Source organism: Mesorhizobium sp. 8 (assembly GCF_006351905.1).
GTDB classification, from domain to species: Bacteria; Pseudomonadota; Alphaproteobacteria; order Rhizobiales; family Rhizobiaceae; genus Mesorhizobium; species Mesorhizobium composti.
Window position 1 is genome coordinate 1715183 of sequence record NZ_CP040914.1, and the last position, 26318, is coordinate 1741500.

The window sequence follows — 26318 nt, forward strand, 5'->3', positions numbered from 1 at the left end:
AGGGGTTAGGGGTGGGGGTAAACTCATCAAAGCCATTGCAAGCTCAATTCACCCCGCCAGCACCGCGTCCTCGACGATGGTCAGCGCCCGGTCGAGATCCTCGCGTGCAATCACCATTGGCGGCGATAGCGTCAGCACGCTGCCGGCGCTGATCTTGAACGACAGACCCTTCTCCAGGCAGCGGTAGTAGATGCGCTCGGCCAGCGCGTGGTTCGGCTTGAAGGTTTCCTTATCCTCGACGATCTCGACGCCGAACATCAGCCCCCTGCCCCGCACATCGCCGACGAAAGGCGAGCGCGCCATCAGGTCCCGCATCCGGTCCATTGCCCAGTTTCCCAACTCGGCGGCGCGCTCGGCCAGTCCCTCCTCGCGCACGATGGCGATGGTGGTCAGCGCGGCCCGCGTCGTCACCGGGTTCTTCTCATGCGTGTAGTGGCCGATGGCGTAGTCGCCCGCCACGTCGAGGTCGCGCCGCGCGACGACGGCCGCGATCGGCAATATGCCGCCGCCGAGCGCCTTGCCCATGACGATGATGTCGGGCGTCACGCCGTCATGCTCGGAAGCGAAGAACTTGCCGGTCTTGCCGAGCCCGGTCGGGATCTCGTCGAAGATCAACAGCGTGCCGTGGCGGTCGCAGGCCTCGCGCACCGCTTTCCAGAAGCCCGGTGCCGGCACCAGCGGCGTCGCCCGCATCGGCTCGGCAACGACGGCGGCGAAATCGCCCTCGCGGCCGAGCACGTAGGAAATCATATTCGCGCAGGCCCGCGCCGACTCTTCCAGCGAATTGGTACCGTAGGGGCAGTTGTGCGGCGCCCACGGCGCGACATGTTCGGTGCCGGACAGCAGCGGCCCGGCGATGCCGGAGCGGAACGTCGCCTCGCCGCCGACGCTCGACGCTCCGAACCCGGCGCCGTGGAAGGCATCCCAGAAGGACAGCGTCTTGAAGCGGCCGGTGGCGGCGCGCGCCACCTTCAGCGCCACCTCGATGGCGTCGGAGCCGCCGGTGGTGAACAACACTTTGCCGAGGTCGCCGGGCGCCAATTTTCCGAGCGTCTCGGCCAGTTCCACCGCCGGCTCGCAGGTGAAGCGGCGCGGCGAAAACGGCAGGTCGTCCATCTGCCGGCGGATCGCCTCTTTCAGGCGCGGATGGCCGTAGCCGATGTGGTGCACGCTGTTGCCATGGAAATCCATGTAGCGGCGGCCGGCCGTGTCTTCGATCCAGATGCCCTCGGCCTTGGTGATGGCGGTCACGCAGGGGCTGGAGAGGCTCTGGTGCAGGAAGGCGGCGGCATCGCGGTCGAGCAGCGCCCTTGTCGCCGCATCTGCCTGCTTCGCGTTCCAGACGCCGCGCGCGGCGGAACTGTTGGACTCGCCTTCGGTGTGGACGATGACCGGCTGCGGACGCGCCATGAAAACCTCCCGGAACCTCAAGTGAAAACGCAAACGAGGGAGCCGTGGCGGCTCCCTCGGGACATCGCGATGCGTATGGCTTTCAACTGACCCATGGCAGCGAGAATGTCTTGACGTTGGTGTAGGATTTCATCGCTTCGATGACGCCTTCCTTGTAGCCGTTGCCGCTGTCCTTGATGCCGCCGAACGGGCTCATCTCGATGCGGTAGCCGGGCACTTCCCAGATGTTGACGGTGCCCACTTTAAGGCCGGCGATGTATTTCTGCATGCGGCGGAAGTCGTTGGTGCAGACGCCCGAGGAAAGGCCGAAGGCGGTGGAGTTGGAGAGCTTAATCAGCGCGTCGTCGTCGTCGGGGGCGCGTACGATCGGCACGATCGGGCCGAAGGTCTCTTCCATCACCAGTTCGGATTGATGCGGCACGCGGTCGACCACGATGGGGGGCAGCAGCGCGCCCTGCCGGCCGGGATTGTAGAGGATGTCGGCGCCTTGCTCGGCCGCCATCAGGACGCGCTTCTCGAACAGTGCGGCCGCCTTCTCGTGCACGACGGTGCCGAGCTGGGTGGCCGGATCGCGCGGGTCGCCGAACTTGATCGCCTTCGCCCGCTCCAGCACCATGGGGACGAACCGGTCGGCGACCTTCTCCTGCACCAGGATGCGCTTGACCGCCGTGCAGCGCTGGCCGGAGTTCTTGGTAGCCCCCGCAACCGCGAGGTCGGCTGCTTTTGCCAGGTCGTCGTCGGAGAGGTCGTTCAAAATGATCAGCGGATCGTTGCCGCCGAGCTCCAGCACCTGGCGCCTGTAGCCGGCCTTCTGCGCGATCATCTTGCCGACCGGCACGCCGCCGGTGAAGGTGATGAGGTCGATATTCTCGTTGGTGATCATCTCGTCGCCGATGTCGCCCGGCCAGCCGGTGACAACCGACAGCATCTCCGGCGGCAGGCCGGCCTCATAGAGCACGTCGGCCAGCATCAGCGCCGTCATCGGCGTCAGTTCCGTCGGCTTCACCACCACGCAATTGTTGGTGGCGATGGCCGGCGCCACCTTGTGCGAGACCATGTTGAGCGGATGGTTGAACGGGGTGATCGCCGAGATCGCCTTCAGCGGCTCGCGGATGGTGAAGATCTTGCGCTGCTTGCCGTGCGGGGTCAGGTCGCAGGAAAAAATTTCGCCGTCGTCATGGATGACCATCTGGCCGGCCAGCGTGAAGACGTCGAAGGCGCGGCCCACCTCGTAGAGCGAATCCTGCTTGGAGATGCCGAGCTCCAGCGTGATCAGGTCCGACAGTTCCTCCTTGCGGCCATTGAGCAGTTCGGCGGTCTTGAGCAGGATGCGCTGCCGCTCGTAGCGGGTCAGCTTCGGCTGATAGTTCGCCGCGATCTCGAAAGCCTTGCGTGCGTGTCCGGCATTGCCCGCCGGCACGGTGCCGATCACCGTGTCGTTCCACGGATAGCGCACTTCCAACACCGTCTCGGCGTCCACCTTCTTGCCGGCGATGCGCATCGGCTCGTGGCGGACTTTGATCGAAGGGTCGAGTTTGGTCATGATCTTTGTTCCGTTCGTGCTGCCGTGCGTCCTTCGAGGCTCGCCCGCCCGGCTCTCTCTTTCTTACTTCAGCGCCTTGCGGGCTCGCACCTCAGGATGAGGACCGACGGCGCTCTTTGTTCCTATTCCTGACCGACAGAGCCGTGTGGCAGGGGCGCAAACCTTCCTCATCCGCGATGCTGGCCTCCGCCAGCGGCAAGGCGCCGACCTCCCTCATCCTGAGGTGCGAGCGAAGCGAGCCTCGAAGGACGCACATCCTCACCCCACCTGCGCCGCAGCCATCACCGCGTAGTGGAAGGCGTCGAAGTTCCTCAAGGCCGGCTCGTTCGGCAGGTCCTTCATCACCCGGTTGACGATGAACGGCACGGTCTGCTCGGTCAGCCCGCCATGCGAGCGCAGCGGCTCGTTGAGTGCGGCCAGGTTGTGCCGGTGCTCGGAAGTGCCGATCGTCTTGTTCTCGCCCGAGATCAGGATGATGTCGCCCATGCGGTCTTCCGGCAGTTCGAAGCGGGCGCAGCCTTCCTCGCGACCGAGCACCAGCGTGATGCCCTCCACCTGACGGAGCCTTGCCATCACCGCCTCGCGGTCGGCGCCTTTCGGCAGGTAGGCGGTGGCGAAGGAACCCAGCGCGCCGTGGTGGACGACATAGGGGTCGGTGATCGGCAGGATGACGCGGGCCGCGTCCTTGCCCAGCCACTCGTCCAGCAAGTCCTGCACATAGACGACATTGGGGGAACCGTCGGCATGGTGCTTCGGCTTCATGCCGTGGTCGGCCGTCACCACGATCGCCGCGCCCAGCGCGTCGAGCTGCGCGAGATACTTGTCGAACATCTCGTAGAAGGCGTTCGCTTGGCTTACGCCCGGCGCGTATTTGTGCTGCACGTAGTCGGTGGTGGTGAGGTACATCACGTCGGGCCGGAACTCCTTCAGCAATTGCACGCCGGCGGCGAAGACGAATTCCGAAAGCTCGGCCGAATAGACCTCCGGTACGGCCAAGCCGAAGTGCTCGGAAGCATTGTCGATGCCGTGCTCCTTCTTCGTCGTGGTGTCCGATTTCTCGGCCGAGAAGCACAGCGCCCGCCCGTCGTCGAACTTCAGCCCCTTACCGAGCAGCGCGCGCAGCTTGTCCTTGGCGGTGACGACCGCGACCTTGGCACCCGCATCGTAGAAGCCCTGGAAGACGGTCGGTGCGCGCAAAAACTTCGGATCGTTCATCATCACCTCCTCGCCCGTCGCCGGGTCGTAGAGGTAGTTGCCGCAGATGCCGTGCACCGCCGGCGGGCGCCCCGTCGCGATCGACAGGTTGTTGGGGTTGGTGAAGGACGGGATCACCGAATGGGCGAACCGCACCGTGCCCTTTTCCTTGATCTTCACCAAAGCCGGCATCAGCCCGGCCTTGATCGCCTCGTCCAGATAGGCCGGCTCGCAACCGTCAAGGCAGATCGCGATCGCCGGCACGCGCGGCCACGCATAGCTGCGGCCGTTCACCGACACGGATACGGGTGACATATGGTTCATGGGCGTCGGTCCTCGGATTGAAAAAGCCGCGTCAAGCGGCGAAGTTTGGCGGTGAAACTCAGGCGGCAAGCTTTGCGCGTTCGGCGATGGCAGTGGCGGGCGGGGCGGCGGTGTCGACGCCCATCTCGTCGAGCGACTGTCTCGCCGCCTCGACGACGCGGCGCATGACATGTTCGTCCATGCGGCCGATGCAGCCGACGCGGAAGGAATCCACCACCGTGAGCTTGCCCGGATAGATGATGAAACCCTTGTCCTTCATGAGTTCGTAGAAACGGTTGAAGACGAACTTCTCATGCGCGGGGCAAAAGAATGTGACGATGATCGGCGACAGCCAGCGGTCGGACAACAGCGTTTCGAAGCCGAGTTCGCGCATGCCCGCCACCATCACGTCGCGGTTCCTGGTATAGCGCGCGCCGCGACCGGCGACGCCGCCTTCCGCCTCATGCATCTTCAGCGCCTCGAGGAAAGCAGCGACGACATGCGTCGGCGGCGTGAAGCGCCACTGGCCGGTCTTCTCCATCGCCGCCCACTGCGCATGCACGTCGAGCGACAGCGAATGGCTGTTACCCTTGGCCGCCTCCAGCGCGCTTTTTTTGGCGATGACGAAGCCGAAGCCCGGCACGCCCTCGATGCACTTGTTGGCCGACGACACCATCGCCTCATAACCGATGTCGTTGACGTCGAGCGGCACGGCGCCGAAAGCGCTCATCGAATCGACCAGCAGCTTGCGACCCTTCGCCTTCACCACCTCGGCGATCTCGGGAACGGGGTTGAGGATGCCGGAGCTCGTCTCGCAATGGATGGCGAGAACATGGGTAATAGTGGGATCGGCGTCGAGCGCCGCTCCAACCTCGTCGCCGCGCGGCGGCAGGTAGTCGCCCTTGTCGATCAGCGTGTGCGCCCGGCCGAGATACTTCATCGTCTGCGCTGCGCGCAGGCCGTAGGCGCCGTTGGCCAGCACCAGCACCTTGCCGTCCTTCGGCACGAAGGAACCGAGCATCGCCTCGACGCAATAGGAGCCGGAGCCTTGCAGCGGCACGCAGTCGTATTCGCTTTTCCTGTCGCCTGTCAGCGCCAGCAGGCGGCGGCGCATGTCGGCGGTCATGGCACGGAAATCGCCGTCCCACGAACCCCAGTCCTTCAGCATCGCCTGCTTGACCGAATAGGCGGTCGTCAGCGGTCCGGGAGTGAGCAGATAAGGCTCGCCGAGTGCCGGAGGCTCGAAACCTTGTGCTGTTGCCGTGTCGGCCATGGCCGGAACGCCTCCCGTCGCTGCTTGTTGCTCGCAGCCTTATAGGCGCCGGACAATGTATTTGAAAAATCGTTATTTTGTATCTATCAATAAGCTGTATCTATCCAAGAGGATGCCGCGATGCGCTATGTCCAACTGCGCGCCTTTCACTACGTCGCCATTTCTGGCGGCTTCTCCCGCGCCGCGGAAGAGCTCTTCCTGACCCAGCCGGCCATCTCCGACCAGGTGCGCAAGCTGGAGGAGGAATACGACATCCTGCTTTTCAACCGGCAGCGCAAGCAGGTGACGCTGACGCCGGCCGGCGAGAAGCTGCTGGCGATCACCCGCCGCATGTTCGACACCGAGAGCCAGGCGCTGGAACTGCTTTCCGAATCGCGGGCGCTGCGCGCCGGCACGCTGCGCATCGTCGCCGACGCGGCGCATCACCTGCTGCATATCCTCGGCGAATTCCGCAAGAAATATCCCGGCGTCAAGGTGACCATGCGGGCCGGCAACACCGAGACGGTCATCACCAGCCTGTTCAGCTACGACGCCGACATCGGCGTGCTCGGCGAAATCCCGACCGGCCGCGAATTCGAGATCGTCCGGCTGAACTCCACGCCGATCGTCGCCTTCGCAGCGGCCGGCCATCCGGCGACGAAGCGCGACAGCCTGTCCTTCGCCGAACTCGCTGCCCTGCCGCTGGTCATGCGCGAGCGCGGCTCGCGCACCCGCAAGAAACTGGAGCAAGGGGCGGCGGCGGCCGGCGTCGAGCTGAAATTCGCCATCGAGGCGGAAGGCCGGGAGGCGGTGCGCGAGATCGTCGCCGCCGGCGCCGGCATCGGCTTCGTATCTGAGGCGGAATTCGGCAACGACACGCGGCTCGCCAAGATCCCTATCGACGGTCCGCCGATGCTGATGGACGAGGCGCTGGTGTGCCTGACCGAACGCAGCCAGGCCAAGACCATGCGCGCCTTCCTCGACATCGCGCGCGCGATGTCGGCGCAGCCCGCGTAAGAGGCCGGCAGTTCCTTCGGCTTACAGCTTTTTCGGCCAGGTATCGGCGAGCCGGTAGCCGGCAGGCCACGGGTCGCCGGGATCGAGCGTCACCTGATGCGTGCCGGTGATCCATGCGCGGCCGGAAATCTCCGGCACGATGGCGGGCTTTCCGGCCACGGTCGTTTCGCGCGCGATGCGGCACTCGAAGGTGGAGCCGATGATCGAATGGCCGTTGAAACGCTGGCCGGCCTTCATCAGCCCGCGCGCGTGCAGCACCGCCATGCGCGCCGAGCAGCCGGTTCCCGTCGGCGAACGATCCAGCTTGGCCGGCTGGATGACGACCGTGTTGCGGCCGTGCAGGACGCCGTCGCGCTCCTCCACCGGAAGCGTCAGCTGGCAGAAAGAGATGTGATCCCATTCGGGGTTGTCGGGATGCGAGAAGCCGAGCTGCTCGTTGGCGGCGCGGGTGATCCTGATGCCGGTCTCGGCCAGTTCGCGCGCCTCGTCCGGCACCACCGCAAAGCCGAGCGACCGGGCGTCGGCGAGAACGAAGCTGTCGCCGCCATAGGCGGTGTCGACGGTCAGCGTGCCGAGCCCCTCGACCTCCAGTTTCGCGTCCAGCCTGTCGGCGAAGGACGGCACGTTTGTGACGGTGATGCGCTCGGCCTTGCCGTTGCGGCATGAAGCGACGACCTCGACCAGCCCGCCCGGCGCTTCCAACACCATGCGGGTTTCAGGTTCCCGCATCGGCACGATGCCGCTATCGAGCAGCACGGTGGACACGCAGATGGAGTTGGAGCCGGACATCGGCGGCGTGTCTTCCGGCTCCATGATGATGAACCCCATGGCGGCGCGCGGGTCCTTCGGCGGAACAAGCAGGTTGATGTGGCGAAAGACGCCGCCGCGCGGCTCGTTCAGCACGAAGTCGCGCAGCGCCTTGTCCCTGGCGATGAAATTGCGCTGCTCCCACAGCGTTTCGCCCGGCGGCGGCGCGACGCCGCCGACGATGACGTCGCCGACTTCACCCTCGGCATGGCAGGATACGATGTGGATGACCTTGCTCGTACGCATGGGCTTTCCTCACGCCTTCCGGCAACTCGCGCCTTTCATTTCAAAGCAGTTCGCGGATCGACGACAGCAGCCTGTCGATCTGCTCCGGCGTATGTTCGGAGAACACCGCCAGCCGCATCGCCGGCACGTCGGGCGCGTCCGAATAGCTGGACGCGCCGGCGACCCTGACCACGATGTCGCGCTCGTTCAGCCCGACGCGGATGCGCTCGAGATCGACGTTACCCTGCACCGAAACGATGGGCACAGGTGTGTCCGGAATGGCGAAGCCCAGGTCGCGCAGGCCGGCGCGCATATGCCTGACGTTGCGCTTGAGGTTGGCGCGCATCGCCGGCGTCGTCTCCAGCAACCGCAGCGAGGCGACCGCGGCCCCGGCTGCGGCCGGCGGCGGTGGCGAGGCGCCGCGCATGATCATGGCCTTGTCCTCGATCTTCGCCGCCAGCGCCGCGCTTGCCGGCACGATGCCGCCCAGCGCGCCGAAGGCCTTGCTCAGCGTGCCGGCGAAATGGTTGCCGTCGGTGCCGTCGAGCCCGGCTTCCTGCATCGAACCGCGTCCGCTCGCGCCCAGCACGCCGACGCCGTGCGAATCGTCGACGGCGAGCAGCGCGCCCTCGTAAGGCGCCATGGCCTTCCGGTATTCGGCAAGCGGCGCCAGCGCGCCGGTCGACGGAAAGACGCCGTCGCTCACCACCACCGGGCGCTGCCCGGCCTTGACGTGGCGGGCCAGTTCCTCGGCCAGGCTGTTCGCATCGAGATGGTGGAAGGGATGCACGGGCTTGCCCAGTGTCGGGATCGCGTCGCGCGAACTGTAATGGGTGGCGGCGTCGATGAAGATCAGGTCGAAATCGTCCTGCATGCCCTGCAAGAGCACCATCGGCCCGGTATAGCCGGAGATCGTCAGCACCACGTCCTCGGTGCCGAACCAGCGGCAGAGGCTCTCCCGCAAGTCGTCGTAGACCTGCATGCGGGCGAGCGTGCCCGGCCCGAGCCCGAAAGCCTTCGTTGCCGCGCACGCCGCCTCGATCACCGCCGGATGCCCGTGCAGGCAGAAATAGCTGGTGCCGCAGAAGTAATCGACCTCGCGGCCGTCGATCCGCATGCGCGCGCCGAGCGGCGTTTCCATCGTGACCGGTGTGGCCATTCTCAAAAATCCTCCGATGGTCCGGGCAGGACCTACGCTTGTGCCCACGCAGGCAGCTCCGCCGCGCGATGGCAGCGCACCTGATGACCGCTTTCCCGCCACGGCGCCAGCGCCTGCGGCTTCTCGCAACCGGCCGCCTTGAAGGCGCAACGCTCACGGAAGAAGCAGCCCTCGGGCAAATTGACGTTGCTCGGCAGATCGACCGCAGCAGGCGCTGCGATCTCAGTGTCCGCGCTCAATTTCGGCACGGCGCCGATCAGCGTGCGGGTATAGGGATGGCGCGGATTGTCGAGCACTTCGGCCGCCGTTCCAAGCTCCACCACCTGCCCGAGATACATCACCGCCACGCGGTCGGCGATATGGCGCACGACGGCGACGTTGTGCGAGATGAACAGGTAGGTGAGCCCGAGGCTGGCCTGCAACTCCATCAGGATGTTGAGTACCTGCGCCTGCACGGAGACGTCGAGCGCCGAGGTCGGCTCGTCCAGCACCACCAGCTTCGGATGCAGCGCAAGCGCGCGGGCGATGGCGATGCGCTGGCGCTGGCCGCCGGAGAATTCATGCGGATAACGGCCGATCTGGTCAGCCCGCAATCCCACCTGCCGCATCAGTTCCTCGGCGCGCGCCTTGAGCTTGCGCGACGACCGCTCGCCGGCGACGTAGAGCGGCTCGGTGATGAGCCGCCACACCGGCATGCGCGGATCGAGCGAGGATTGCGGGTCCTGGAAGACGACCTGGAAATTGCGCCGCACCGTACGCAGCGCGGCCGTGTCGAGGGAAGCCAGATCGACGCCGTCGAAAGTGATGCGGCCGGCGCTGGGCTTTTGCAGCGCCATCACCACCTCGGCCAGCGTCGATTTCCCGCAGCCCGACTCGCCGACGATGCCGAGCGTCTCGCCGGCGCGGATCTCCAGATCGACGCCGTTGAGGGCATGCACCATCGCCTTTGGACGGCCGAGCCAGGAGCGGCCGAGCGGAAAACCGACCTCAACGCCCTCCAGCCGGACCAATGCCTCGCTCGTTGCCTCGCTTGTCGCGATCGAAGCCGAGGTCGAACGCGCCGGTGTCGGCGGCGCGATCTCTCCGGCGAACCAGCAGGCGGCGCGGTGCCCGGCCTCGCCCGGCGAAACGAAAGGCGGCGTCTCGGTGCAGCGTGCCACGGCATGGGCGCAGCGCCAGCGGAAGGCGCAGCCCTTGATCTCGGTGAGCAGTGCCGGCACCGTACCGGGAATCGCGGCCAGCGGCTGCTTCGGTTCGGCCAGTTCCGGCAGCGAGCGCAGCAGCGCCTGCGTGTAGGGATGCAGCGGATGCGCCAGCAAATCGGCTGTCCGCCCCTCTTCCACCATGCGCCCCGCATACATGACGTAGACGCGGTCGCAGAGCTGGCGCACCACGGCCAGATCGTGGGTGATGAACAGCACGGCCGTGCCGCGCGCCCGCGCCCGTTCGCGGATCAGCGCCAGCACCTGCGCCTGCACGGTCACGTCGAGCGCCGTCGTCGGCTCGTCGCAGATCAGCACCGAGGGGTTGCAGGAAAACGCCATGGCGATCAGCACGCGCTGGCGCATGCCGCCCGACAGTTCGAACGGGTAGTTGCGCATCACGCGCGCCGCGTCCGGAACCTGCATCTCGCCGAGCAGGGCTGCGGCGCGCTTTTTCGCCTCCGCTTCGCTGATCGCCTCGTGCTGGCGGATGACCTGAACGATCTGCTTGCCGATGCGGATGGTCGGGTTGAGGGCCGACATCGGCTCCTGGAAGATCATCGAGGCGTCCTTGCCGCGTATGTCCTCCAGCGCACGCTCGCCGATGGCCAGCATGTCGTGGCCGAGCAGCGAGAGGCTGCCGCCGGTGAAGCGCGCCATGCCGGGCGGCAGAAGCCGGATGACGGACATCGCCGTCACCGACTTGCCGGATCCGGATTCGCCCACCAGCCCGACGATCTCGCCGGGGCGCACGTCGAGCGTGACGCCCGACAGCGCCCGCACGTCGCCGTGGTAGGTCGGGAAGACGAGGCTCAGGTCGTCGACCGAGACGATGCTATCGGTGCCGGCCTGCATCAGCGTCCCCTCATCCTCGGGTCGAACATGTCGCGCAGGCCGTCGCCGAGCAGGTTGAAGCCGACGGCGGTGATCAGGATCGCCAGGCCGGGGAACGTCGGATACCACCACTGGTCGAGCAGGTAATCGCGTCCGGTGGCGACCATGGCGCCCCATTCGGCGGTCGGCTGCTGGGCGCCCAGCCCGATGAAGCTCAGCGCCGATGCCGTCAGGATCGCCAGACCGATGTCCAGCGTCGCCTGCACGATGATCGGCGCCATGGCGTTCGGCATGATGTGGCGGCGCATGATCTGCACGCGCGGCGCGCCGAAGCTCATCGCCGCCTTGACATAGGGTTTCGAGCGCAGGCTGAGCGCCTGCCCGCGCGCCAGCCGCACATAGAAGGGAATGCGCACGACCGCGATCGCCAGCATTGCGTTGATGAGGTTGGGACCCAGTGCTGCCGCCAGCGCCATCGCCATGACGAAGGACGGGAACGACAGCACCACGTCCATGAAGCGCATGATGAGCGTGTCGATGCGCCCGCCGACAAGGCCGGAAAAGGCGCCGATGACCGTTCCGAACACCATCGATATGGCGACGATCGCCAGGCCGACGGTGACGGAGGTGCGCGCGCCCCAGAGCACGCGCGAGAAGATGTCGCGTCCGACCTCGTCGGTGCCGAAGAAATGCGCCAGGCTGGGCGCCGCCAACCGGTGCAGGAGGTCGAGCTTGTCGGGATTGTAGGGCGCGATCCATGGCGCCGCGACCATGATGAACAGCACGACCACGATGATGCCGAGGCCGACCATCGTCAGCGGACTGCGGCGCAGCTGATACCAGAGATAGCCGACGCCGGAACTGGACCTCGCCGGCGCCGTGCCCTCGGCCTCCGCGCTTTCGAGACTCATCAGCTCACCTCCCGTATCTGCGGGTCGAGCCACATATAGACGAGGTCCACTGACAGGTTGAGCAGCACATAGGCGGTCGAGGCGACGACGGTGAAACCCATGATGGCGGGGAAATCGAGCGCGGTGATCGACTGGACGACGTAGTTGCCCATGCCGGGCCACGCGAACACCGTTTCGGTCAGCACCGCGCCGTAAAGCAGGTCGCCGAAGGCAAGGCCGATCATCGTCACCGACGGGATCAGCGCGTTGCGCAGCGCATGACCGAACAGCACCGTGCGGCGCGGCAGGCCGCTGGCGCGCGCCGTGCGCACATAGTCCTCCTGCAGTACTTCAAGCATGGCCGAGCGGATCTGCCTGGTGACGATGCCGAGATGGACGAAACCCAGCGTCAGCGCCGGCAGGATGAGATGAATCAGCGAGCTGCGCAGCGCCGGCCAATTGAATGTCAGCAGGGAATCGACGGTGTAGAAACCGGTAATCGTCGTCGGCGGCGCGATGCCACTGGCGAGCCGGCCGGAGCCCGGCAGGATTCCCAGCCTTCCGTAGAAGACGTAGATCAGCAGAAGCCCCAGCCAGAAGGCCGGCGTCGAGATACCGGTGACCGAGATCGTACGCGATATCTGGTCGATCCATCGGTCCTTCGCCACCGCCGAGAGCACGCCGAGCGGAATGCCCACCGCGACCGCGAAGATGAGGGCTGCCAGCGCCAGCTCGATGGTCGCCGGGAAGAAGCGCTTGATGTCGTCGATGACCGGGCGCTGGGTGCGGATGGAAATGCCGAAATCGCCCTGCGCCACCTGGCCGATATAGGTGACGTACTGCCGCCACAGCGGCTGGTCGAGGCCGAGCTGGCGGCGCATGTTCTCGACGATCTCGTTCGTCGCCCTGTCGCCCGCCATCATGCGCGCCGGATCGCCGGGGATCATGTGCGAGATGACGAAGGTGACGACCGTCACCCCGAACACGACGAAGACCAGAAAGATCAGGCGCCGCCTGATGATGCTGAGGAAGGACACCGGTTACTCACCCTGAACGATCGCTCTCCGCCGCTGCACGGCAGCGGCGGAGCGTGGCTGGTGGCCGAGACGCAAGCGCCTCGCCGTCCTTCACTGTCCCTTCGACATCGAATCGAAGTTGAAGATCTGCACCAGCATGGGGTTGTAGACGTAGCCCTTGACGTTGTCGCGCATGGCGAACTGGTAGTTGCGCTGGAACAGGAGGATGTAGGGCGCCTCCTCCACCGTGATCTTCTGTGCCTCCTGGTAAAGCGCCTCGCGCTCCTTCTGGTCGGTGCCGGCCGCCGCCTTGCGGATCAGCTCGTCGACCTTGGGATTGGAGTAGAAGGCGCGGTCGCCCGGCAGGCCCTTCAGTTTCGAATCGAACCAGAAGTTCATGAACATCGACGGATCGCCGTAGTCCGGCGACCAGTTGCCGGCGGCGATGTCGAAATCGCCGGTGTTCAGCTTGTCGCGCATGGTCGGATAGGCGAAATCCTGCAGCTTCACCTTGACGCCGATATCGGCGAGGTTCTGCTGCAGCACGAGGCCGATCTGCTCCCAGGCCGGGTCGGTCTTGGCGTAGAGGTAGTTGAACGACAGGTCGGAGACGCCGGCTTCCTTCAGCAGGTCCTTGGCCTTCTGCGGGTCGTAGGAATACTGCATGACCGTATCGTCATGCCCCCACAGGCCCTTCGGGATCGGCCCGCGCATCTGCTCGGCCTGGCCCAGCATGATGCCGTCGATGATGCCCTTGTAGTCGATGGCGTAGGACAGCGCCTGGCGCACCTTGACGTTGTCGAGCGGCGGCTTCTCGTTGTTCAGGTAGAGATAGGTCACGTAGAGGCTGGGCTCGTCGACGACCTTGATCCCTTCCTTGCCCTTCAGCGCCTGGAGCTGGTCGATCGGAATATCCTCGGCGATGTCGACATCGCCGTTCTCAAGCTGGAGCCGGCGCGCCGACGCTTCCTTGATGATCTTGATGTCGATTTCCTTGAACTTCAGCTCGCTGCCGCTCCACTTGGGATTGGGCTCCATGACGATGCGCTGGCCCTTTTCCCAGCTCTTCACCTGATAGGGACCGGAGCCCATCGTGTGGTCGGCGAGATAGCCCTGGCCGAGATCGTCGCCGGTCGCCTTGTCCATCACCGCCGGATTGACGATGGAGCCGCCGCTGGTCGCCAGCGTCGACAGGAATGGCGCGAACGGCTCCTTCAGGGTGAACTTCACTGTGTGCGGATCGACGGCTTCCACCGACTTGATCGCCTCGAACGAGCCCATCGGCCCCTTGCCGATCTTGATCACGCGGTCGAAGCTGAACTTCACCGCCTCGGCGTCCACCGGCTTGCCGTCGGCGAAGGTGTGGCCGTCGCCGAGCGTGAAGGTCCAGGTCAGCATGTCGGCGCTGGTCGTCCACGACTTGGCGACTTCCGGCGCGATGTCGGTCGAGCCGCCGTTGAAACGGACCAGCCGCTCATAGGCCGGATAGCTCGCGGTCCAGGAATTGTTGGTGACGGTGACGGCGGGGTCGATGTTGTCCGGATCGCCGGACTTGCCGATCGTCAGCACATCGTCTGCGGCCGAGGCCGGCATGGTAACCGCGAAAGCGGCGATCGCCGACAGAAGCAGGCCACCGCCCAACGATGTCGCCCAGTTTCGATGTTTTTTCATTATGTTACCCCTGTTCCCTGATTCTCTTTGTCAAGCGGCCCATGCCAAGGCTGCGCTATCCTTTCCGTCAACGGAATGGCTGTCAATGCAGCACTTGTCCCTCTCTCGGCAATTTCTTGCGCCAAGGCGACGGCGACGGACCGCAGCGTTCAGGCACCGACGAGGTGGTCGCCCAGGAAGAGCTGCGCGGCACTTCGCGCCTCGGCCTGGACGAATTCGGCCAGGGCGCGGATGCGCGGCGCCGCCGACAGGTCGCGGTGGCTGACGCACCAGTAGTCGCGTTCCAGAAGGATGTCGCGCGTCAGCACCGGCACCAGTTCGTCGAACCCCGCCGCCATGAAGTGCGGCAGCACGCACAGGCCGACGCCCTTCAGCGTGGCGCGAAGCTGCGCATGGATGGAGGAACTCTGGTAGCTGGCGCGCAGGCCCGGCAAAATCTCCCGGTGATAGTCGAGGCCGGGCGTGAAGATCATGTCCTCGATGTAGCCGATCATGCGATGCGCCAGCAGGTCCTCGCGCTTCTCGATCGGCGGGTGGCTGTCCAGATAGCTGCGCGTGCCGTAGACGAACAGGCGATACGTCGTGATCTTCTCGTAGTGGTAGAAGTCGGTGCGCGGCGAGGTCAGCGTGATCGACATATCCGCCTCGCGCCGCGACAGCGACACGATCTGCTGGATGGTGACGAGTTCGATCGACAGGTTGGCATGCGCTTCGGCGAAGCGCGGCAGCCGATCGGCGAGGAAATAGGAGCCGAACCCCTCCAGCGTCGACAGCCGCAGCACGCCCGTCACCTGCGAGGCGCCGCTGGCCGCCTCGTTGCGGAAATTGGCGGCTTCGCGTTCGATCTGCTCGGCCGACTGCACCAGCCGCTCGCCGACGGCGGTGAGCATGTAACCGCGCGGATTGCGTTCGAACAGTTTTGCCGACAGCGCCTGCTCCAGCCGGTCGATGCGGCGCGACACGGTGGCGTGGTTGGTGCGCAACTGGCGCGCGGCGCTCGCCAGCTGGCCGTTGCGCGCCACGGCCAGGAAGAATTGCAGGTCGTCCCAGGTGAAGCGGCGCATCAGGCGGCGCTCCCAGCATCGATGGACATGCCGTTTCCCTCCAAAGCCATCCGTGCATTTTTGTACGGAAGTTGTACAAAAATAACTGTTCTCGTGTCGGCGGGTCAATGTTACGCTTCGCCCGCGTGCACATTTCGGCGCGATCTTGATCGTGTGAATTTGCACCGGGGCCGCGGAGGAGCGGTCGGCAATGAAGAAAACGCGGACGGCCTTGTTGGAGCCGTCGCAGTCAGTCTCCGTTCGGCAAGGCTGACCACCAGGGAGGAATCGACAGTGAAGTTGTTGCATCTTGTTTCGGCGGCCCTTCTGGCCGCCACCGTGATCCCCGCAGCCGCCGCCGAAATCTCGGACGGCAAGGTCAAGATCGGCATCCTGAACGACCAGTCGGGCGTCTATGCCGACTTCGGCGGCAAGTGGTCGGTCGAGGCCGCCAAGATGGCGGTCGAGGATTTCGGCGGCAAGGTCCAGGGCGCTCCGATCGAGGTCATCGACGCCGACCACCAGAACAAGCCCGACATCGCCTCCAACATCGCCCGCCAGTGGTACGACACCGAACAGGTGGACGCCATCATGGAACTGACCACCTCGTCGGTGGCGCTGGCCGTGCAGGGCATCTCGAAGGAAAAGAAGAAGATCGACATCGTCACCGGCGCGGCGACCACCGACCTCACCGGCAAGTCCTGCTCGCCCTACGGCTTCCACTGGGCCTACGACACCCACAGCCAGGCCGTCGGCACCGGCGGCGCGCTGGTCGCCCAGGGCGGCGACAGCTGGTACTTCATCACCGTCGACTATGCCTTCGGCCATTCGCTGGAAGAGCAGACCGCCAACTTCGTCAAGGAAAAGGGCGGCAAGGTCCTGGGCTCCGTGCGCTATCCGCTCGGCGCCACCGACTATTCGTCCTTCCTTCTGCAGGCGCAGTCTTCCGGCGCCAAGATCGTCGGCCTCGCCAACGCCGGCCTCGACACGTCCAACTCGATCAAGCAGGCCGCCGATTTCGGCATCGTTTCGGGCGGACAGCGCCTCGCGGCCCTGCTGTTCACGCTGGCGGAAGTGCACGGGCTCGGCCTCCAGGCCGCGCAGGGCGTGGTGCTGACCGAGGGCTGGTACTGGGACCAGAACGACAAGAACCGCGAATTCGCCGAGCGCTTCTTCAAGCGCACCAACCGCATGCCGAACATGATCCAGGTCGGCACCTATTCGGCGGTGCTGCAATACCTGAAGGCGATCGACAAGGCCGGCACCGACGAGACGGAAGCCGTGGCCAAGCAGTTGCATGAGATGCCGGTGAACGACATCTTCACCGAGAACGGCAAGGTGCAGGCGGACGGCAACATGGTGCACGACATGTACCTGTTCCAGGTCAAGAAGCCGGAAGAGAGCAAGAAGGACTGGGATTACTACACCTATCTCGCCACCATTCCCGGCGACGAGGCCTTCCTGCCTGCCGACAAGAGCGGCTGCCCGCTCTCCGCCAAGTGAGTGCAGCGGCTGCCGTGACTGCGGCGCCTGAAAAGACCGATGCCGAGCCGCGAGTGGTGCTGTCCGCCCGCGGCCTGCGCAAGGAGTTCGCCGGCTTCGTCGCCGTCGGCGGCGTCGATCTGGACGTGCATCACGGCAAGATCCACGCCCTGATCGGCCCCAACGGAGCCGGCAAGACCACAGTCTTCAACCTTCTGACCAAGTTCCTCCCGCCTACCGGCGGCAGGATCGAACTGCTCGGCCAGGACATCACCCGCACGCCGCCTGCCAAGGTGGCGCGCATGGGGCTGGTGCGGTCGTTCCAGATCTCGGCGATCTTCCCGCACCTGTCGGTGCTCGACAATGTGCGCGTCGCCCTGCAACGGCCGAACGGGCTCGCCACCCAGTTCTGGCGGCCGGCCGGCGCGCTCGACGTGCTGACGCCCCGCGCTTTCGAATTGCTGGAAACCGTCGGGCTGGCCGAAGCCGCACACCGGCTGGCCGGCGACCTTTCCTATGGCCGCAAGCGCGTGCTGGAGATCGCCACCACGCTCGCGCTCGACCCCAAGGTGCTTCTGCTCGACGAGCCGATGGCCGGCATGGGCCATGAGGATGTCGCGGTGGTGGCCGGCCTCATCCGCTCGCTCGCCGCCGACCGCGCCATCCTGATGGTCGAACACAATCTCGACGTGGTGGCCGAACTCTGCGACTGGATCACGGTCCTGCAGGCCGGCAAAATCCTCGCCGCCGGCGACTACGCGACGGTCAGCACCGACGAACGCGTCCGGGTCGCCTATATGGGGACCGAAGATGAGTGAGCCGCTTCTGTCTGTGCGCGGCCTCAACGCCTGGTACGGCGAAGGCCATGCCCTGCACGGCGTCGACCTCGACGTCTTCCCCGGAGAAACCGTGACCCTGCTCGGCCGCAACGGCGTCGGCAAGACGACGACGCTGCGCGCCATCATGGGCCTGATCCGCAAGCGCACCGGCACGGCGACATTCGACGGCCGCGACCTGATGCGTATGCCGCTGCATCACGTGGCACGCGCCGGCATCGGCTTCGTGCCGGAGGAGCGCGGCATCTTCTCCACGCTCTCGGTCGAGGAAAACCTCAACCTGCCGCCCGTGGTCGCGCCCGGCGGCATGAGCCCGGACGAGATCTTCGAACTATTCCCCAACCTGAAGGCGCGGCGCAACAGCCAGGGAACGAAGCTTTCCGGCGGCGAACAGCAGATGCTGGCGATGGCGCGCATGCTGCGCACCGGCGTCAGGATGCTTTTGCTCGACGAGCCGACGGAAGGGTTGGCGCCCGTCATCGTGCAGCGCATCGGCGAGGTACTGGCCGAACTCAAGGCGCGCGGCATGACGATCCTGCTGGTGGAACAGAACTTCCGTTTCGCCCGCCGCATCGCCGACCGCTTCTACCTGATGGAGCACGGCAAGATTACCGCCGGCTTCCCGGTCGCCGAACTGGACGAGCGCATGGCGCTGCTGCATGACGTTCTGGGGGTCTAGATTATGACCATGATCTTCGGAATCCCGGTTCAGGCATTCCTCGGCCAGCTTCTGGTGGGGCTGATCAACGGCTCCTTCTACGCCATGCTGAGCCTTGGCCTCGCCGTTATCTTCGGCATGCTCAAGATCATCAACTTCGCGCATGGCGCGCAGTATATGTTCGGCGCCTTCGTCGGCTTCCTGCTTCTGCAATGGCTGAACATAGGCTATTGGCCGGCGCTCATCCTGGCGCCGCTGGTCGTCGGCGTCGTCGGCATGGCGATCGAGCGCACGATGCTGTCCAGGCTCTACAGCCTCGACCCGCTCTACGGGCTGTTGTTCACCTTCGGCCTCGCCCTCGTCATCGAGGGCGTCTTCCGCTACTACTACGGCGTTTCCGGCCAGCCGTATGCGGCGCCGCAAGCGCTTGCGGGCGGCACCAATCTCGGCTTCATGTTCCTGCCCAACTACCGCGGCTGGGTGGTGTTCTCGTCGCTGGTCATCTGCCTCGGCACCTGGCTCGCCATCGAGAAGACGAGGCTCGGCGCCTATCTGCGCGCCGCCACCGAGAACCCGAAGCTGGTGCAGGCCTTCGGCGTCAACGTACCGGTACTTTTGACCCTCACCTACGGCCTCGGTTCCGCGCTCGCCGGGCTGGCCGGCATCCTCGCGGCCCCGGTCTACCAGGTGAGCCCGCTGATGGGCTCCGACCTCATCATCGTCGTCTTTGCCGTGGTCGTCGTCGGCGGCATGGGCTCGATCCTCGGCGCCATCGTCACCGGCTATGTGCTCGGCCTCGCCGAAGGCCTGACCAAGGTCTTCTATCCGGAAGCCTCCAACATCGTCATCTTCGTCATCATGGCAGTGGTGCTGCTCATCCGCCCTGCGGGCCTGTTCGGAAGGGATGCCTGACATGGCCGAGCTCTCTACCCGACCGACCGAGGCGAAATCGACGGCTCGGCTGGAATGGCTGCTGGTGGCGCTCGGCATCGCAGGACTTCTGGCCGCACCCTTCTTCTTCTACCCGATCTTCCTGATGAAGATCATGTGCTTCGCGCTGTTCGCCTGCGCCTTCAACCTTCTGCTCGGCTACACAGGGCTGCTCTCCTTCGGCCATGCCGCCTTCTTCGGCGGCGCGGCCTATTTCTGCGCCCACACCGTCAAGGTCTGGGGCGTGACGCCGGAGGTCGGCATCCTGATCGGCACGGCGGGTGCGGCCGTGCTCGGCCTCGTCATGGGCTTCTTCGCCATCCGCCGCCAGGGCATCTATTTCGCCATGATCACGCTCGCGCTGGCGCAGATGTTCTTCTTCTTCTGCGTGCAGGCGCCCTTCACCAACGGCGAGGACGGTATCCAGAACGTGCCGCGCGGCTTCCTGCTCGGCCTGCTCGATCTCGGCCGACCGCTCAACATCTACTACACCGTGCTCGGTGTCTTCCTGATCGGCGTTTTCGCCATCTGGCGCATCGTCAATTCGCCCTTCGGCATGGTCCTGCGCTCGATCCGCGAGAACGAGAACCGCGCCACCTCGCTCGGCTACTCGGTCGCCAACTACAAGCTCGCCGCCTTCGTCATGTCGGCCGCCCTTGCCGGGCTCGCCGGCGCGACCAAGGCCATCGTCTTCCAGTTCGCCACGCTGACCGACGTCACCTGGCAGATGTCGGGCGAGGTGATCCTGATGACGCTGCTCGGAGGCATCGGCACCATGGTCGGCCCGATGGTCGGCGCCGGGCTGGTGGTGACCTTGCAGAACACGCTGGCGACGTCGGGCTTTCCCGTCACCATCGCCACCGGCGCCATCTTCATGATCTGCGTGCTTCTGTTCCGGCGCGGTATCGTCGGCGAAATCTACGCGAAGCTGCCGGGCATCAAGAAATAAGCCGCAAGGAACTGGGGCGCAAAGACCTGAAATGGACGAGTTCGACTATGTGATCGTCGGCGCCGGCACGGCCGGCTGCCTGCTGGCCAATCGCCTGTCGGCCGATGCGAACGCCACCGTGCTCCTGCTGGAGGCCGGCGGACGCGACAACTACCACTGGATCCACATTCCCGTCGGCTATCTCTACTGCATCTCCAACCCGCGCACCGACTGGTGCTTTTCGACCGAGAAGGAAGCCGGCCTGAACGACCGCGCCCTCGCCTATCCCCGCGGCAAAGTTCTGGGCGGCTGCTCGTCCATCAACGGCATGATCTACATGCGCGGCCAGGCGCGCGACTACGACCGCTGGCGGCAGATGGGCTGCACGGGATGGGGTTGGGACGACGTGCTGCCCTTCTTCCGCAAGTCGGAGGACTATTATGCCGGGGCCGACGAATTCCACGGCGCCGGCGGCGAATGGCGCGTCGAGGAAATGCGGCTGCACTGGGATATCCTCGATGCCTTCCGCGCCGCCGCCGAGGCGGCCGGCATTCCCCGCACCGCCGATTTCAACCGCGGCGACAACGAGGGCTCGTCCTACTTCAAGGTCAACCAGCGTCACGGCGTCCGGGTCAATTCCGCCAAGGCTTTTCTCCACCCGGTCGCGGCACGCAAAAACCTGAAGGTGGAAACCGGCGCGCAAGTCGCCCGCCTCATGCTGGAAGACGGCGAAGCGCGCGGCGTCGAATTCATGCAAGGCAACGCCCGGCGCACGGTCCGCGCCCGTCGCGAGGTGATCCTCGCCGCTGGCTCCGTCGGCTCGCCGCATGTGCTGGAACTGTCCGGCATCGGCTCAGGATCGGCGCTGCAGCAGGCCGGCATTCCCGTCGCCGTCGAGCGCAGCCAGGTCGGCGAGAACCTGCAGGATCACCTGCAGCTCAGGCTCGCCTACAAGGTCTCCGGCATCCGCACGCTGAACGAGCAGGCGAGCCGCCTGTTCGGCAAGATGGCGATCGGGCTGGAATATCTCCTGAAGCGCTCCGGGCCGATGGCGATGGCGCCGAGCCAGCTCGGCATCTTCACCCGCTCCGCACCCCATTTCGAGACCCCGAACCTGCAGTTCCACGTCCAGCCGCTCAGCCTCGACAAGTTCGGCGACGCGGTGCATCCCTTCCCCGCCTTCACCGCCTCGGTCTGCAACCTGCGCCCCGAAAGCCGCGGCTCCATCCACGCCACTTCGGCCGATTTCCGCCGCCAGCCGGCGATCCGGCCGAATTACCTCGCCGCCGAAGCCGACCGCATGGTCGCGGCCGACGCCATCCGGCTGACGCGCCGCATCGCGAGCCAAGCGCCGCTCCAGCCCTACAGGCCGCAGGAATTCAAGCCGGGGCCGGACTACCAGAGCGAGGAGGAGCTGGTGCGCGCGGCCGGCGAGATCGGCACCACCATCTTTCACCCGGTCGGCACCTGCCGCATGGGCGCCGACCCGGACTCCGTCGTCGACGAGAGGCTGCGTGTGCGCGGCGTCGGAAAACTGCGCATCGCCGACGCCTCGATCATGCCCACTATTACCTCCGGCAACACCAACACGCCGACCCTGATGATCGCGGAAAAGGCAGCCAGCCTGATCCTGTCGAACTAGGACAGCGCCTCCGGGGAAGGTTTCGCGCCGTATCCAGAACATCGACAATCGTTTGCGTAAAGCTGGCCCTCCCCTGCCGGGCCGAATCGTGATGCGTTGCGGCACGTTTGAAGAGAGAAAACCGCGTGAGCACCGACGACATTTCCGCATTCGCAACGGCAGCCGAACTGGGCCGCGCCCTGGCCTCCGGCGCCACCACCGCCGAGGCCGTCACGCGACGCGCGCTCGACCGCATCGCCGCCCATGACGGCGCCCTTCATTCCTTCGTCGTCACCCTCCCGGAAGCCGCGATCGAGGCGGCAAAGGAATCCGACGAGCGGCGCCGGCGGGGCAAGGCGAAAGGCCCGCTCGACGGCGTGCCCTTCGCCGCCAAGGATCTTTTCCACGTCGCCGGCCAGCCGACACGCGCCGGCTCCCTCGCCCTCGACGCAAAAGCGCAGACCGCAACCGCCAACGCCGTGACGCGGCTGGCCGACGCCGGCATGGTGCTGGTCGGCAAGGTGCACACCGTCGAGTTCGCCTTCGGTAGCTGGGGCACCAACCCGGTCGCCGGCACGCCGCTCAACCCGCGCGATCCGGCCGTGCCGCGCGCGCCGGGCGGCTCCTCCAGCGGCTCGGGCGTCGCGGTCGCAGCGGGGCTGGTGCCGGCGGCGCTCGGCACCGACACCGGCGGCTCGGTCCGCAATCCGGCCGGCATGTGCGGCGTCGTCGGCCTGAAAACCACGGTCGGCCGCGTCGGGCGCGGCGGCCTGCTGGCGCTGGCCACCTCCTTCGACAGCGTCGGCCCGCTCGTCCGCTCTGTGGAGGACGCCGCCCTGCTGTTCGAGGCGCTATCCGGCCGCGATCCGGACGATCCCGCGACCTTCGGCGTTCCGCCGGTCCGGCTCGACACGCTCGAACAGGGCGTCGCCGGCTTGCGCCTGCGCGTTCCGGCTGCAAGCGACCTCGCCAGTGTCCAGCCCGCAGTCATGGAGCGCTTCCGGGCAGCCCTTGCCGATCTCGAGGCGCTCGGCGCCGTCATCGAGGAGCGGCCGATGCCGCAAGCGCCGGAGGCCTATATGGCGCTCACCGGCGATCTGATGGCGGCGGAAGCCTGGCACAATCTCGGGCGCTATGTCGATGTCGAGAACAGCGTCGTCGATCCGGCCATCCGTGCGCGCGTGCTGAAGGGCCGCGCCATCGATGCCGCGCGTTATCAGCAACTTCTGGAGGATCGCCGCGCCGCGCAGGTCGCGTTCGCCCGCTATCTCGATGGCGCCGGCGCCATGCTGACGCCGACCTCGCCGATCCTGCCGCCGCCGGTCGCCGAGATCGACGAGGCGACGACGCCGCTCGGCACCTTCACCCGCTTCGTCAACCTGATGGACGCGGCGGCCCTCAGCGTCCCGGTCGGCCTGATGGGAGATGGCCTGCCGACGGCCTTGCAGATCGTCGTGCCGCGCTTCGAGGAGGCGATGGCGCTGCGCATCGGCCGGGCGCTGGAACGCAAGCGCGGCGGCCTGTTCCAGCCGCCTGCCGGCTACGACGCGCCCTGAGCCGTGTCTTCGTCCGCATCGCTCGCCCCGAACTGCGGCACTTCCGGATTGCGCTCGCTGCGGTCGCGGTAGAGCGCGGAGCGTCCGAGCATCATCAGCGTCACCGGCGTCGTCACCGTGACGAAGATGCCGATCAGGATTTCGTGCAGCACCAGCCGTTCCGATGCGGCGGTGAAGATGATCATCGAGGCCAGCACCATGCCGGCGGCGCCCCAGCTGGTGCCGAGCGTCGGCGCGTGGATGCGCTGATAGAAGGTCGGCAGCCGGACCAGCCCGATGGTGCCGAGCAGGGCCAAGCCAGCTCCCAGAACCAGGAAGAACGCAGCGAGGATCGCCGCCCACAGCGGCACGTCGGCGAGATGGACGCTCATTCGATCACCTCGCCGCGCATCAGGAACTTCGCCAGCGACACGGTGGCGACGAAGCCCAACATGCCGATGATCAACGCAGCCTCGAAATAGATGGTGCGCCCCGTGCGGATGCCGAAGGCGAGCAGTTGCAGCATGGCGCAGACATAGAGCGCGTCCAAGGAAAGGATACGGTCCTGCGCGCGCGGGCCGGCGATCATGCGCCAGGTGCACAGGCACATGGCCATCGCCAGCGCGATCTGGGCGAACCATACGGCGGCGAGGATGATGGTCTCGCTCATTCGAATATCTCCATCAGCAGCCGCTCGTAGCGTTCGGCGATCAGCTGGCGCCAATGCGCCTCGTCCACGAGATCGAATACATGGACCAGCACCTCGTTGCGGGCCGCGTCATAGTCGATCCAGGCGGTGCCCGGCGTGCTGGTGACGATGATGGACAGGATTGCCAGCGCCGACGGGCTGCGGGTGGTGAGCGGCACCGTGACGAAGCCGGCCTTTCGCGCGCTGCCCAATCCCAGCAGGATGCCCGCCACCGCGATGTTGGATCGCACGATGTCGTAGAGCACGATGCCGAAAAGCTCGGGGATAGCCAGCCAGCGGCGGATCGTCGGGCTCGTCTCACCAAGCGCGGCCAGCGCATGCGAAGCGCCCGTCGCGACGCCGGCGGCGAGCACCACCTGCCCCGGAGAGACGCCGGAAAGCAGCAGCCACATGAGAGCCAAGGCAAGCGTCAGAAGCGGATAGGGCAGCAGCCACCTCATGGATGCGCCTCCGCGAAAGGCGGAACGCGCTCGGCGCCCAGAACAGCGTCGAGATAGCGGACCTGATGATGCAGGTCGTCGGCCGTCGCCAGGAAGAGGTTCATCGCCGGCCCGGCCGCCAGCACCAGTGCGATGAGCAGCCCCAGCAGATAGAGGATCGGCGCCGTCTCGGTGACGGTGATGCGCGGCAGGAAGGGTTCAACCGGCGCCCAGAAGACGCGGATGCCGGCACGCGACAGCGCCACCAGCGACACCACCCCGGACGCGATCAGAAGCACGGCCAGCGTGCCGCGCATGAAGTTCGAGGCAGCCGGCACCGAAGCCTCCGGCCCCAGCAGCGCCGTCAGGATGGCGAACTTGGCGAGGAAGCCCGGCAGTGGCGGCAGGCCGATCAGCACCATGGCGAGCAGGCAGAAGCCGATGCCGAGGATCGCCACGGCGCCCGGCATGGTGCGGCCGACCTCGGCCTCTTCCTCCTCCATGTCCTCCTCGCCCTCGCCATAGGCTTCCATGGTGACGGCAAGCACGCTGGAGGCGGCGTCCTGTTCGCGCTCGATCAATTCGACGACGAGGAAGAAGGCGCCGACCGCCAGCGTCGAGCTCAGCATGTAGAACAGCGCGCCGGCCGTCACCGCGGATTGCGACATGCCGAAGGCGGCAAGCAGCGTGCCGGACGACATCAGCACGAAATAGCCGGCCGCCCGCTTCAGCGACTGCGAGGCGAGGATACCGATGGAAGCGAACACCAGCGTCGCCACCCCGCCGATGAAGATGACCAGCGAGCCAAAGGCGATACCCTCGTTGGGCACCAGCAGCGCCAGCCGCAGAAGCGCGTAGACGCCGACCTTGCTCAGGATGGCAAAGACCGCCGCGACCGGCCCGGCGGCGGCCGAATAGGCGGGCACCAGCCACAGGCCGAGCGGCCACATGCCGGCCTTGATGAGGAAGGCGAGCCCCAGCATCGCCAGGCCCACATGCAGCGCCGGCAGCGCAAAGCCCTGCATCGACTCGGCCCGAAGCGCGATCTCGGCCATGTTCAGGCTGCCGGCGGCGCTGAACACCATGGCGATGCCGATCAGGAAGATCAGCGAGGCGACGAGGTTGACGACGATGTAGTTGAGTCCGCCGCGCACGCGCAGCGCCCCGCCGCCGTGCAGCGCGAGGCCGTAGGACGCCGCCAGCATCACCTCGAAGAAGACGAACAGGTTGAACAGGTCGCCGGTCAGGAAGGCGCCGTTGAGGCCGACCAGCAGGAACTGGAACAGCGAGTGGAAATGCGGCCCGACCTTCTCCCAGCGCTGCGTCGCGAAGATCATCGCCGGCAGCGCCAGCAATGCCGTCAGCAGCAGCATGACCGCCGCCAGGCGGTCCGCCACCAGGGAGATGGCGATGGGAGCCGGCCAGTTGCCGACCAGATAGACGAGGCTGGCGGCGTGGCCGCCGCCGTGGACGGTGTTGAGCAGCGCGGTGGCGATGCTGATCAGCGCCAGGATGGAGACCAGCGACAGCGCCGTCTTCAGCCTGCGCTCCCGGTCCTCGAAGAAAAGCATCAGCGCGCCGGTGACCAGCGGGATGAGGATCGGCGCGACGACGAGATGGGCCGGCTCGACCAT

Annotated in this window: 23 protein-coding genes; 8 read left to right on the plus strand and 15 right to left on the minus strand. The window is 66.2% G+C overall.

Annotation, left to right across the window (positions count from 1 at the left end):
- Positions 1–48: 48 nt before the first annotated feature.
- The 4 genes from FGU64_RS08315 to FGU64_RS08330 all read right to left on the minus strand — a co-directional run bounded on the left by FGU64_RS08315 (position 49) and on the right by FGU64_RS08330 (position 5723).
- A complete protein-coding gene (locus FGU64_RS08315; RefSeq protein WP_139952263.1) occupies positions 49–1410 on the minus strand; it encodes an aspartate aminotransferase family protein in 1362 nt (453 codons plus the stop codon).
- Positions 1411–1492: 82 nt separating this feature from the next.
- Complete coding sequence (phnY, locus tag FGU64_RS08320) at positions 1493–2953, minus strand: phosphonoacetaldehyde dehydrogenase (RefSeq protein WP_139952266.1); 1461 nt, start codon at positions 2951–2953, stop codon at positions 1493–1495.
- Between the two features lie 258 nt (positions 2954–3211).
- Positions 3212–4471: a phosphonoacetate hydrolase gene (gene phnA / locus FGU64_RS08325; protein ID WP_139952269.1), complete on the minus strand. Its 1260-nt coding sequence runs from the start codon at positions 4469–4471 to the stop codon at positions 3212–3214.
- Between the two features lie 58 nt (positions 4472–4529).
- The gene (locus FGU64_RS08330) at positions 4530–5723 is read right to left on the minus strand and encodes a 2-aminoethylphosphonate--pyruvate transaminase (protein ID WP_139952272.1); all 1194 of its coding nucleotides are present in this window, start codon (positions 5721–5723) and stop codon (positions 4530–4532) included.
- Positions 5724–5843: 120 nt separating this feature from the next.
- Here FGU64_RS08330 and FGU64_RS08335 point away from each other — a divergent pair, with 120 nt between their 5' ends.
- Positions 5844–6719, plus strand: coding sequence for a LysR substrate-binding domain-containing protein (locus FGU64_RS08335; protein ID WP_136356049.1), 876 nt, complete (start codon positions 5844–5846; stop codon positions 6717–6719).
- Positions 6720–6740: 21 nt separating this feature from the next.
- On the opposite strand, the gene FGU64_RS08340 is transcribed toward FGU64_RS08335, so the two are convergent.
- The 7 genes from FGU64_RS08340 to FGU64_RS08370 all read right to left on the minus strand — a co-directional run bounded on the left by FGU64_RS08340 (position 6741) and on the right by FGU64_RS08370 (position 15587).
- On the minus strand, positions 6741–7772 hold the full coding sequence (locus FGU64_RS08340; RefSeq protein ID WP_139952276.1) for a proline racemase family protein: 1032 nt from the start codon (positions 7770–7772) through the stop codon (positions 6741–6743).
- Between the two features lie 40 nt (positions 7773–7812).
- Positions 7813–8910, minus strand: coding sequence for a pyridoxal phosphate-dependent aminotransferase family protein (locus FGU64_RS08345; RefSeq protein ID WP_139952279.1), 1098 nt, complete (start codon positions 8908–8910; stop codon positions 7813–7815).
- A gap of 32 nt (positions 8911–8942) precedes the next feature.
- A complete protein-coding gene (locus FGU64_RS08350; protein ID WP_139952282.1) occupies positions 8943–10967 on the minus strand; it encodes an ABC transporter ATP-binding protein in 2025 nt (674 codons plus the stop codon).
- Positions 10967–11857, minus strand: coding sequence for a D,D-dipeptide ABC transporter permease (gene ddpC / locus FGU64_RS08355; protein WP_139952285.1), 891 nt, complete (start codon positions 11855–11857; stop codon positions 10967–10969). Before ddpC ends, FGU64_RS08350 begins: the two co-directional genes overlap by 1 nt.
- Positions 11857–12873, minus strand: coding sequence for an ABC transporter permease (locus tag FGU64_RS08360; RefSeq protein ID WP_139952288.1), 1017 nt, complete (start codon positions 12871–12873; stop codon positions 11857–11859). The genes ddpC and FGU64_RS08360 overlap by 1 nt, the downstream gene beginning before the upstream one ends.
- Before the next feature lie 90 nt (positions 12874–12963).
- Entirely contained in the window at positions 12964–14523 is a 1560-nt protein-coding gene (locus FGU64_RS08365; RefSeq protein WP_210239061.1) for an ABC transporter substrate-binding protein, read from the minus strand.
- Positions 14524–14672: 149 nt separating this feature from the next.
- Positions 14673–15587, minus strand: coding sequence for a LysR family transcriptional regulator (locus FGU64_RS08370; protein ID WP_136356061.1), 915 nt, complete (start codon positions 15585–15587; stop codon positions 14673–14675).
- A gap of 273 nt (positions 15588–15860) precedes the next feature.
- On the opposite strand from FGU64_RS08370, the gene FGU64_RS08375 reads away from it, so the two are divergent.
- From FGU64_RS08375 to FGU64_RS08405, 7 genes are all read left to right on the plus strand, one after another.
- Positions 15861–17069: an ABC transporter substrate-binding protein gene (locus tag FGU64_RS08375; RefSeq protein WP_136356063.1), complete on the plus strand. Its 1209-nt coding sequence runs from the start codon at positions 15861–15863 to the stop codon at positions 17067–17069.
- Positions 17066–17866: an ABC transporter ATP-binding protein gene (locus FGU64_RS08380; protein ID WP_180375658.1), complete on the plus strand. Its 801-nt coding sequence runs from the start codon at positions 17066–17068 to the stop codon at positions 17864–17866. The genes FGU64_RS08375 and FGU64_RS08380 overlap by 4 nt, the downstream gene beginning before the upstream one ends.
- Positions 17859–18563 (plus strand): ABC transporter ATP-binding protein, encoded by a 705-nt coding sequence (locus tag FGU64_RS08385; protein WP_139952295.1) that lies wholly within the window; start codon positions 17859–17861, stop codon positions 18561–18563. The genes FGU64_RS08380 and FGU64_RS08385 overlap by 8 nt, the downstream gene beginning before the upstream one ends.
- A gap of 3 nt (positions 18564–18566) precedes the next feature.
- Positions 18567–19454, plus strand: coding sequence for a branched-chain amino acid ABC transporter permease (locus tag FGU64_RS08390; RefSeq protein WP_136356069.1), 888 nt, complete (start codon positions 18567–18569; stop codon positions 19452–19454).
- A 1-nt stretch (position 19455) separates the two neighbouring features.
- On the plus strand, positions 19456–20421 hold the full coding sequence (locus FGU64_RS08395; protein ID WP_139952298.1) for a branched-chain amino acid ABC transporter permease: 966 nt from the start codon (positions 19456–19458) through the stop codon (positions 20419–20421).
- Between the two features lie 31 nt (positions 20422–20452).
- Positions 20453–22042 carry a GMC family oxidoreductase N-terminal domain-containing protein gene (locus tag FGU64_RS08400; RefSeq protein WP_139952301.1) on the plus strand — a complete coding sequence of 530 codons (1590 nt, stop codon included), beginning with the start codon at positions 20453–20455 and terminating at the stop codon, positions 22040–22042.
- Between the two features lie 125 nt (positions 22043–22167).
- Positions 22168–23577 (plus strand): amidase, encoded by a 1410-nt coding sequence (locus tag FGU64_RS08405; RefSeq protein ID WP_180375659.1) that lies wholly within the window; start codon positions 22168–22170, stop codon positions 23575–23577.
- Here the strand turns inward: FGU64_RS08405 and mnhG are convergent.
- Genes mnhG through FGU64_RS08425 form a run of 4 tightly spaced genes read right to left on the minus strand, consistent with a single transcriptional unit; the run spans position 23562 to position 26318 of the window.
- Positions 23562–23948: a monovalent cation/H(+) antiporter subunit G gene (gene mnhG, locus FGU64_RS08410; protein ID WP_139952306.1), complete on the minus strand. Its 387-nt coding sequence runs from the start codon at positions 23946–23948 to the stop codon at positions 23562–23564. The two genes, FGU64_RS08405 and mnhG, sit on opposite strands and share 16 nt — an antisense overlap.
- Positions 23945–24226 carry a K+/H+ antiporter subunit F gene (locus tag FGU64_RS08415; protein ID WP_139952309.1) on the minus strand — a complete coding sequence of 94 codons (282 nt, stop codon included), beginning with the start codon at positions 24224–24226 and terminating at the stop codon, positions 23945–23947. The genes mnhG and FGU64_RS08415 overlap by 4 nt, the downstream gene beginning before the upstream one ends.
- The gene (locus FGU64_RS08420) at positions 24223–24705 is read right to left on the minus strand and encodes a Na+/H+ antiporter subunit E (RefSeq protein WP_139952312.1); all 483 of its coding nucleotides are present in this window, start codon (positions 24703–24705) and stop codon (positions 24223–24225) included. Before FGU64_RS08420 ends, FGU64_RS08415 begins: the two co-directional genes overlap by 4 nt.
- A complete protein-coding gene (locus FGU64_RS08425; protein WP_139952317.1) occupies positions 24702–26318 on the minus strand; it encodes a monovalent cation/H+ antiporter subunit D in 1617 nt (538 codons plus the stop codon). The genes FGU64_RS08420 and FGU64_RS08425 overlap by 4 nt, the downstream gene beginning before the upstream one ends.

Coding starts and splice junctions, on each gene's coding strand:
- FGU64_RS08315 (WP_139952263.1), bottom strand. CDS start 1,410: ATGGCGCGTCCGCAGCCGGTCATCGTCCACACCGAAGGCGAGTCCAAC.
- phnY (WP_139952266.1), bottom strand. CDS start 2,953: ATGACCAAACTCGACCCTTCGATCAAAGTCCGCCACGAGCCGATGCGC.
- phnA (WP_139952269.1), bottom strand. CDS start 4,471: ATGAACCATATGTCACCCGTATCCGTGTCGGTGAACGGCCGCAGCTAT.
- FGU64_RS08330 (WP_139952272.1), bottom strand. CDS start 5,723: ATGGCCGACACGGCAACAGCACAAGGTTTCGAGCCTCCGGCACTCGGC.
- FGU64_RS08335 (WP_136356049.1), top strand. CDS start 5,844: ATGCGCTATGTCCAACTGCGCGCCTTTCACTACGTCGCCATTTCTGGC.
- FGU64_RS08340 (WP_139952276.1), bottom strand. CDS start 7,772: ATGCGTACGAGCAAGGTCATCCACATCGTATCCTGCCATGCCGAGGGT.
- FGU64_RS08345 (WP_139952279.1), bottom strand. CDS start 8,910: ATGGCCACACCGGTCACGATGGAAACGCCGCTCGGCGCGCGCATGCGG.
- FGU64_RS08350 (WP_139952282.1), bottom strand. CDS start 10,967: ATGCAGGCCGGCACCGATAGCATCGTCTCGGTCGACGACCTGAGCCTC.
- ddpC (WP_139952285.1), bottom strand. CDS start 11,857: ATGAGTCTCGAAAGCGCGGAGGCCGAGGGCACGGCGCCGGCGAGGTCC.
- FGU64_RS08365 (WP_210239061.1), bottom strand. CDS start 14,523: ATGAAAAAACATCGAAACTGGGCGACATCGTTGGGCGGTGGCCTGCTT.
- FGU64_RS08370 (WP_136356061.1), bottom strand. CDS start 15,587: ATGCGCCGCTTCACCTGGGACGACCTGCAATTCTTCCTGGCCGTGGCG.
- FGU64_RS08385 (WP_139952295.1), top strand. CDS start 17,859: ATGAGTGAGCCGCTTCTGTCTGTGCGCGGCCTCAACGCCTGGTACGGC.
- FGU64_RS08390 (WP_136356069.1), top strand. CDS start 18,567: ATGACCATGATCTTCGGAATCCCGGTTCAGGCATTCCTCGGCCAGCTT.
- FGU64_RS08395 (WP_139952298.1), top strand. CDS start 19,456: ATGGCCGAGCTCTCTACCCGACCGACCGAGGCGAAATCGACGGCTCGG.
- FGU64_RS08400 (WP_139952301.1), top strand. CDS start 20,453: ATGGACGAGTTCGACTATGTGATCGTCGGCGCCGGCACGGCCGGCTGC.
- mnhG (WP_139952306.1), bottom strand. CDS start 23,948: ATGAGCGTCCATCTCGCCGACGTGCCGCTGTGGGCGGCGATCCTCGCT.
- FGU64_RS08415 (WP_139952309.1), bottom strand. CDS start 24,226: ATGAGCGAGACCATCATCCTCGCCGCCGTATGGTTCGCCCAGATCGCG.
- FGU64_RS08420 (WP_139952312.1), bottom strand. CDS start 24,705: ATGAGGTGGCTGCTGCCCTATCCGCTTCTGACGCTTGCCTTGGCTCTC.
- FGU64_RS08425 (WP_139952317.1), bottom strand. CDS start 26,318: ATGGTCGAGCCGGCCCATCTCGTCGTCGCGCCGATCCTCATCCCGCTG.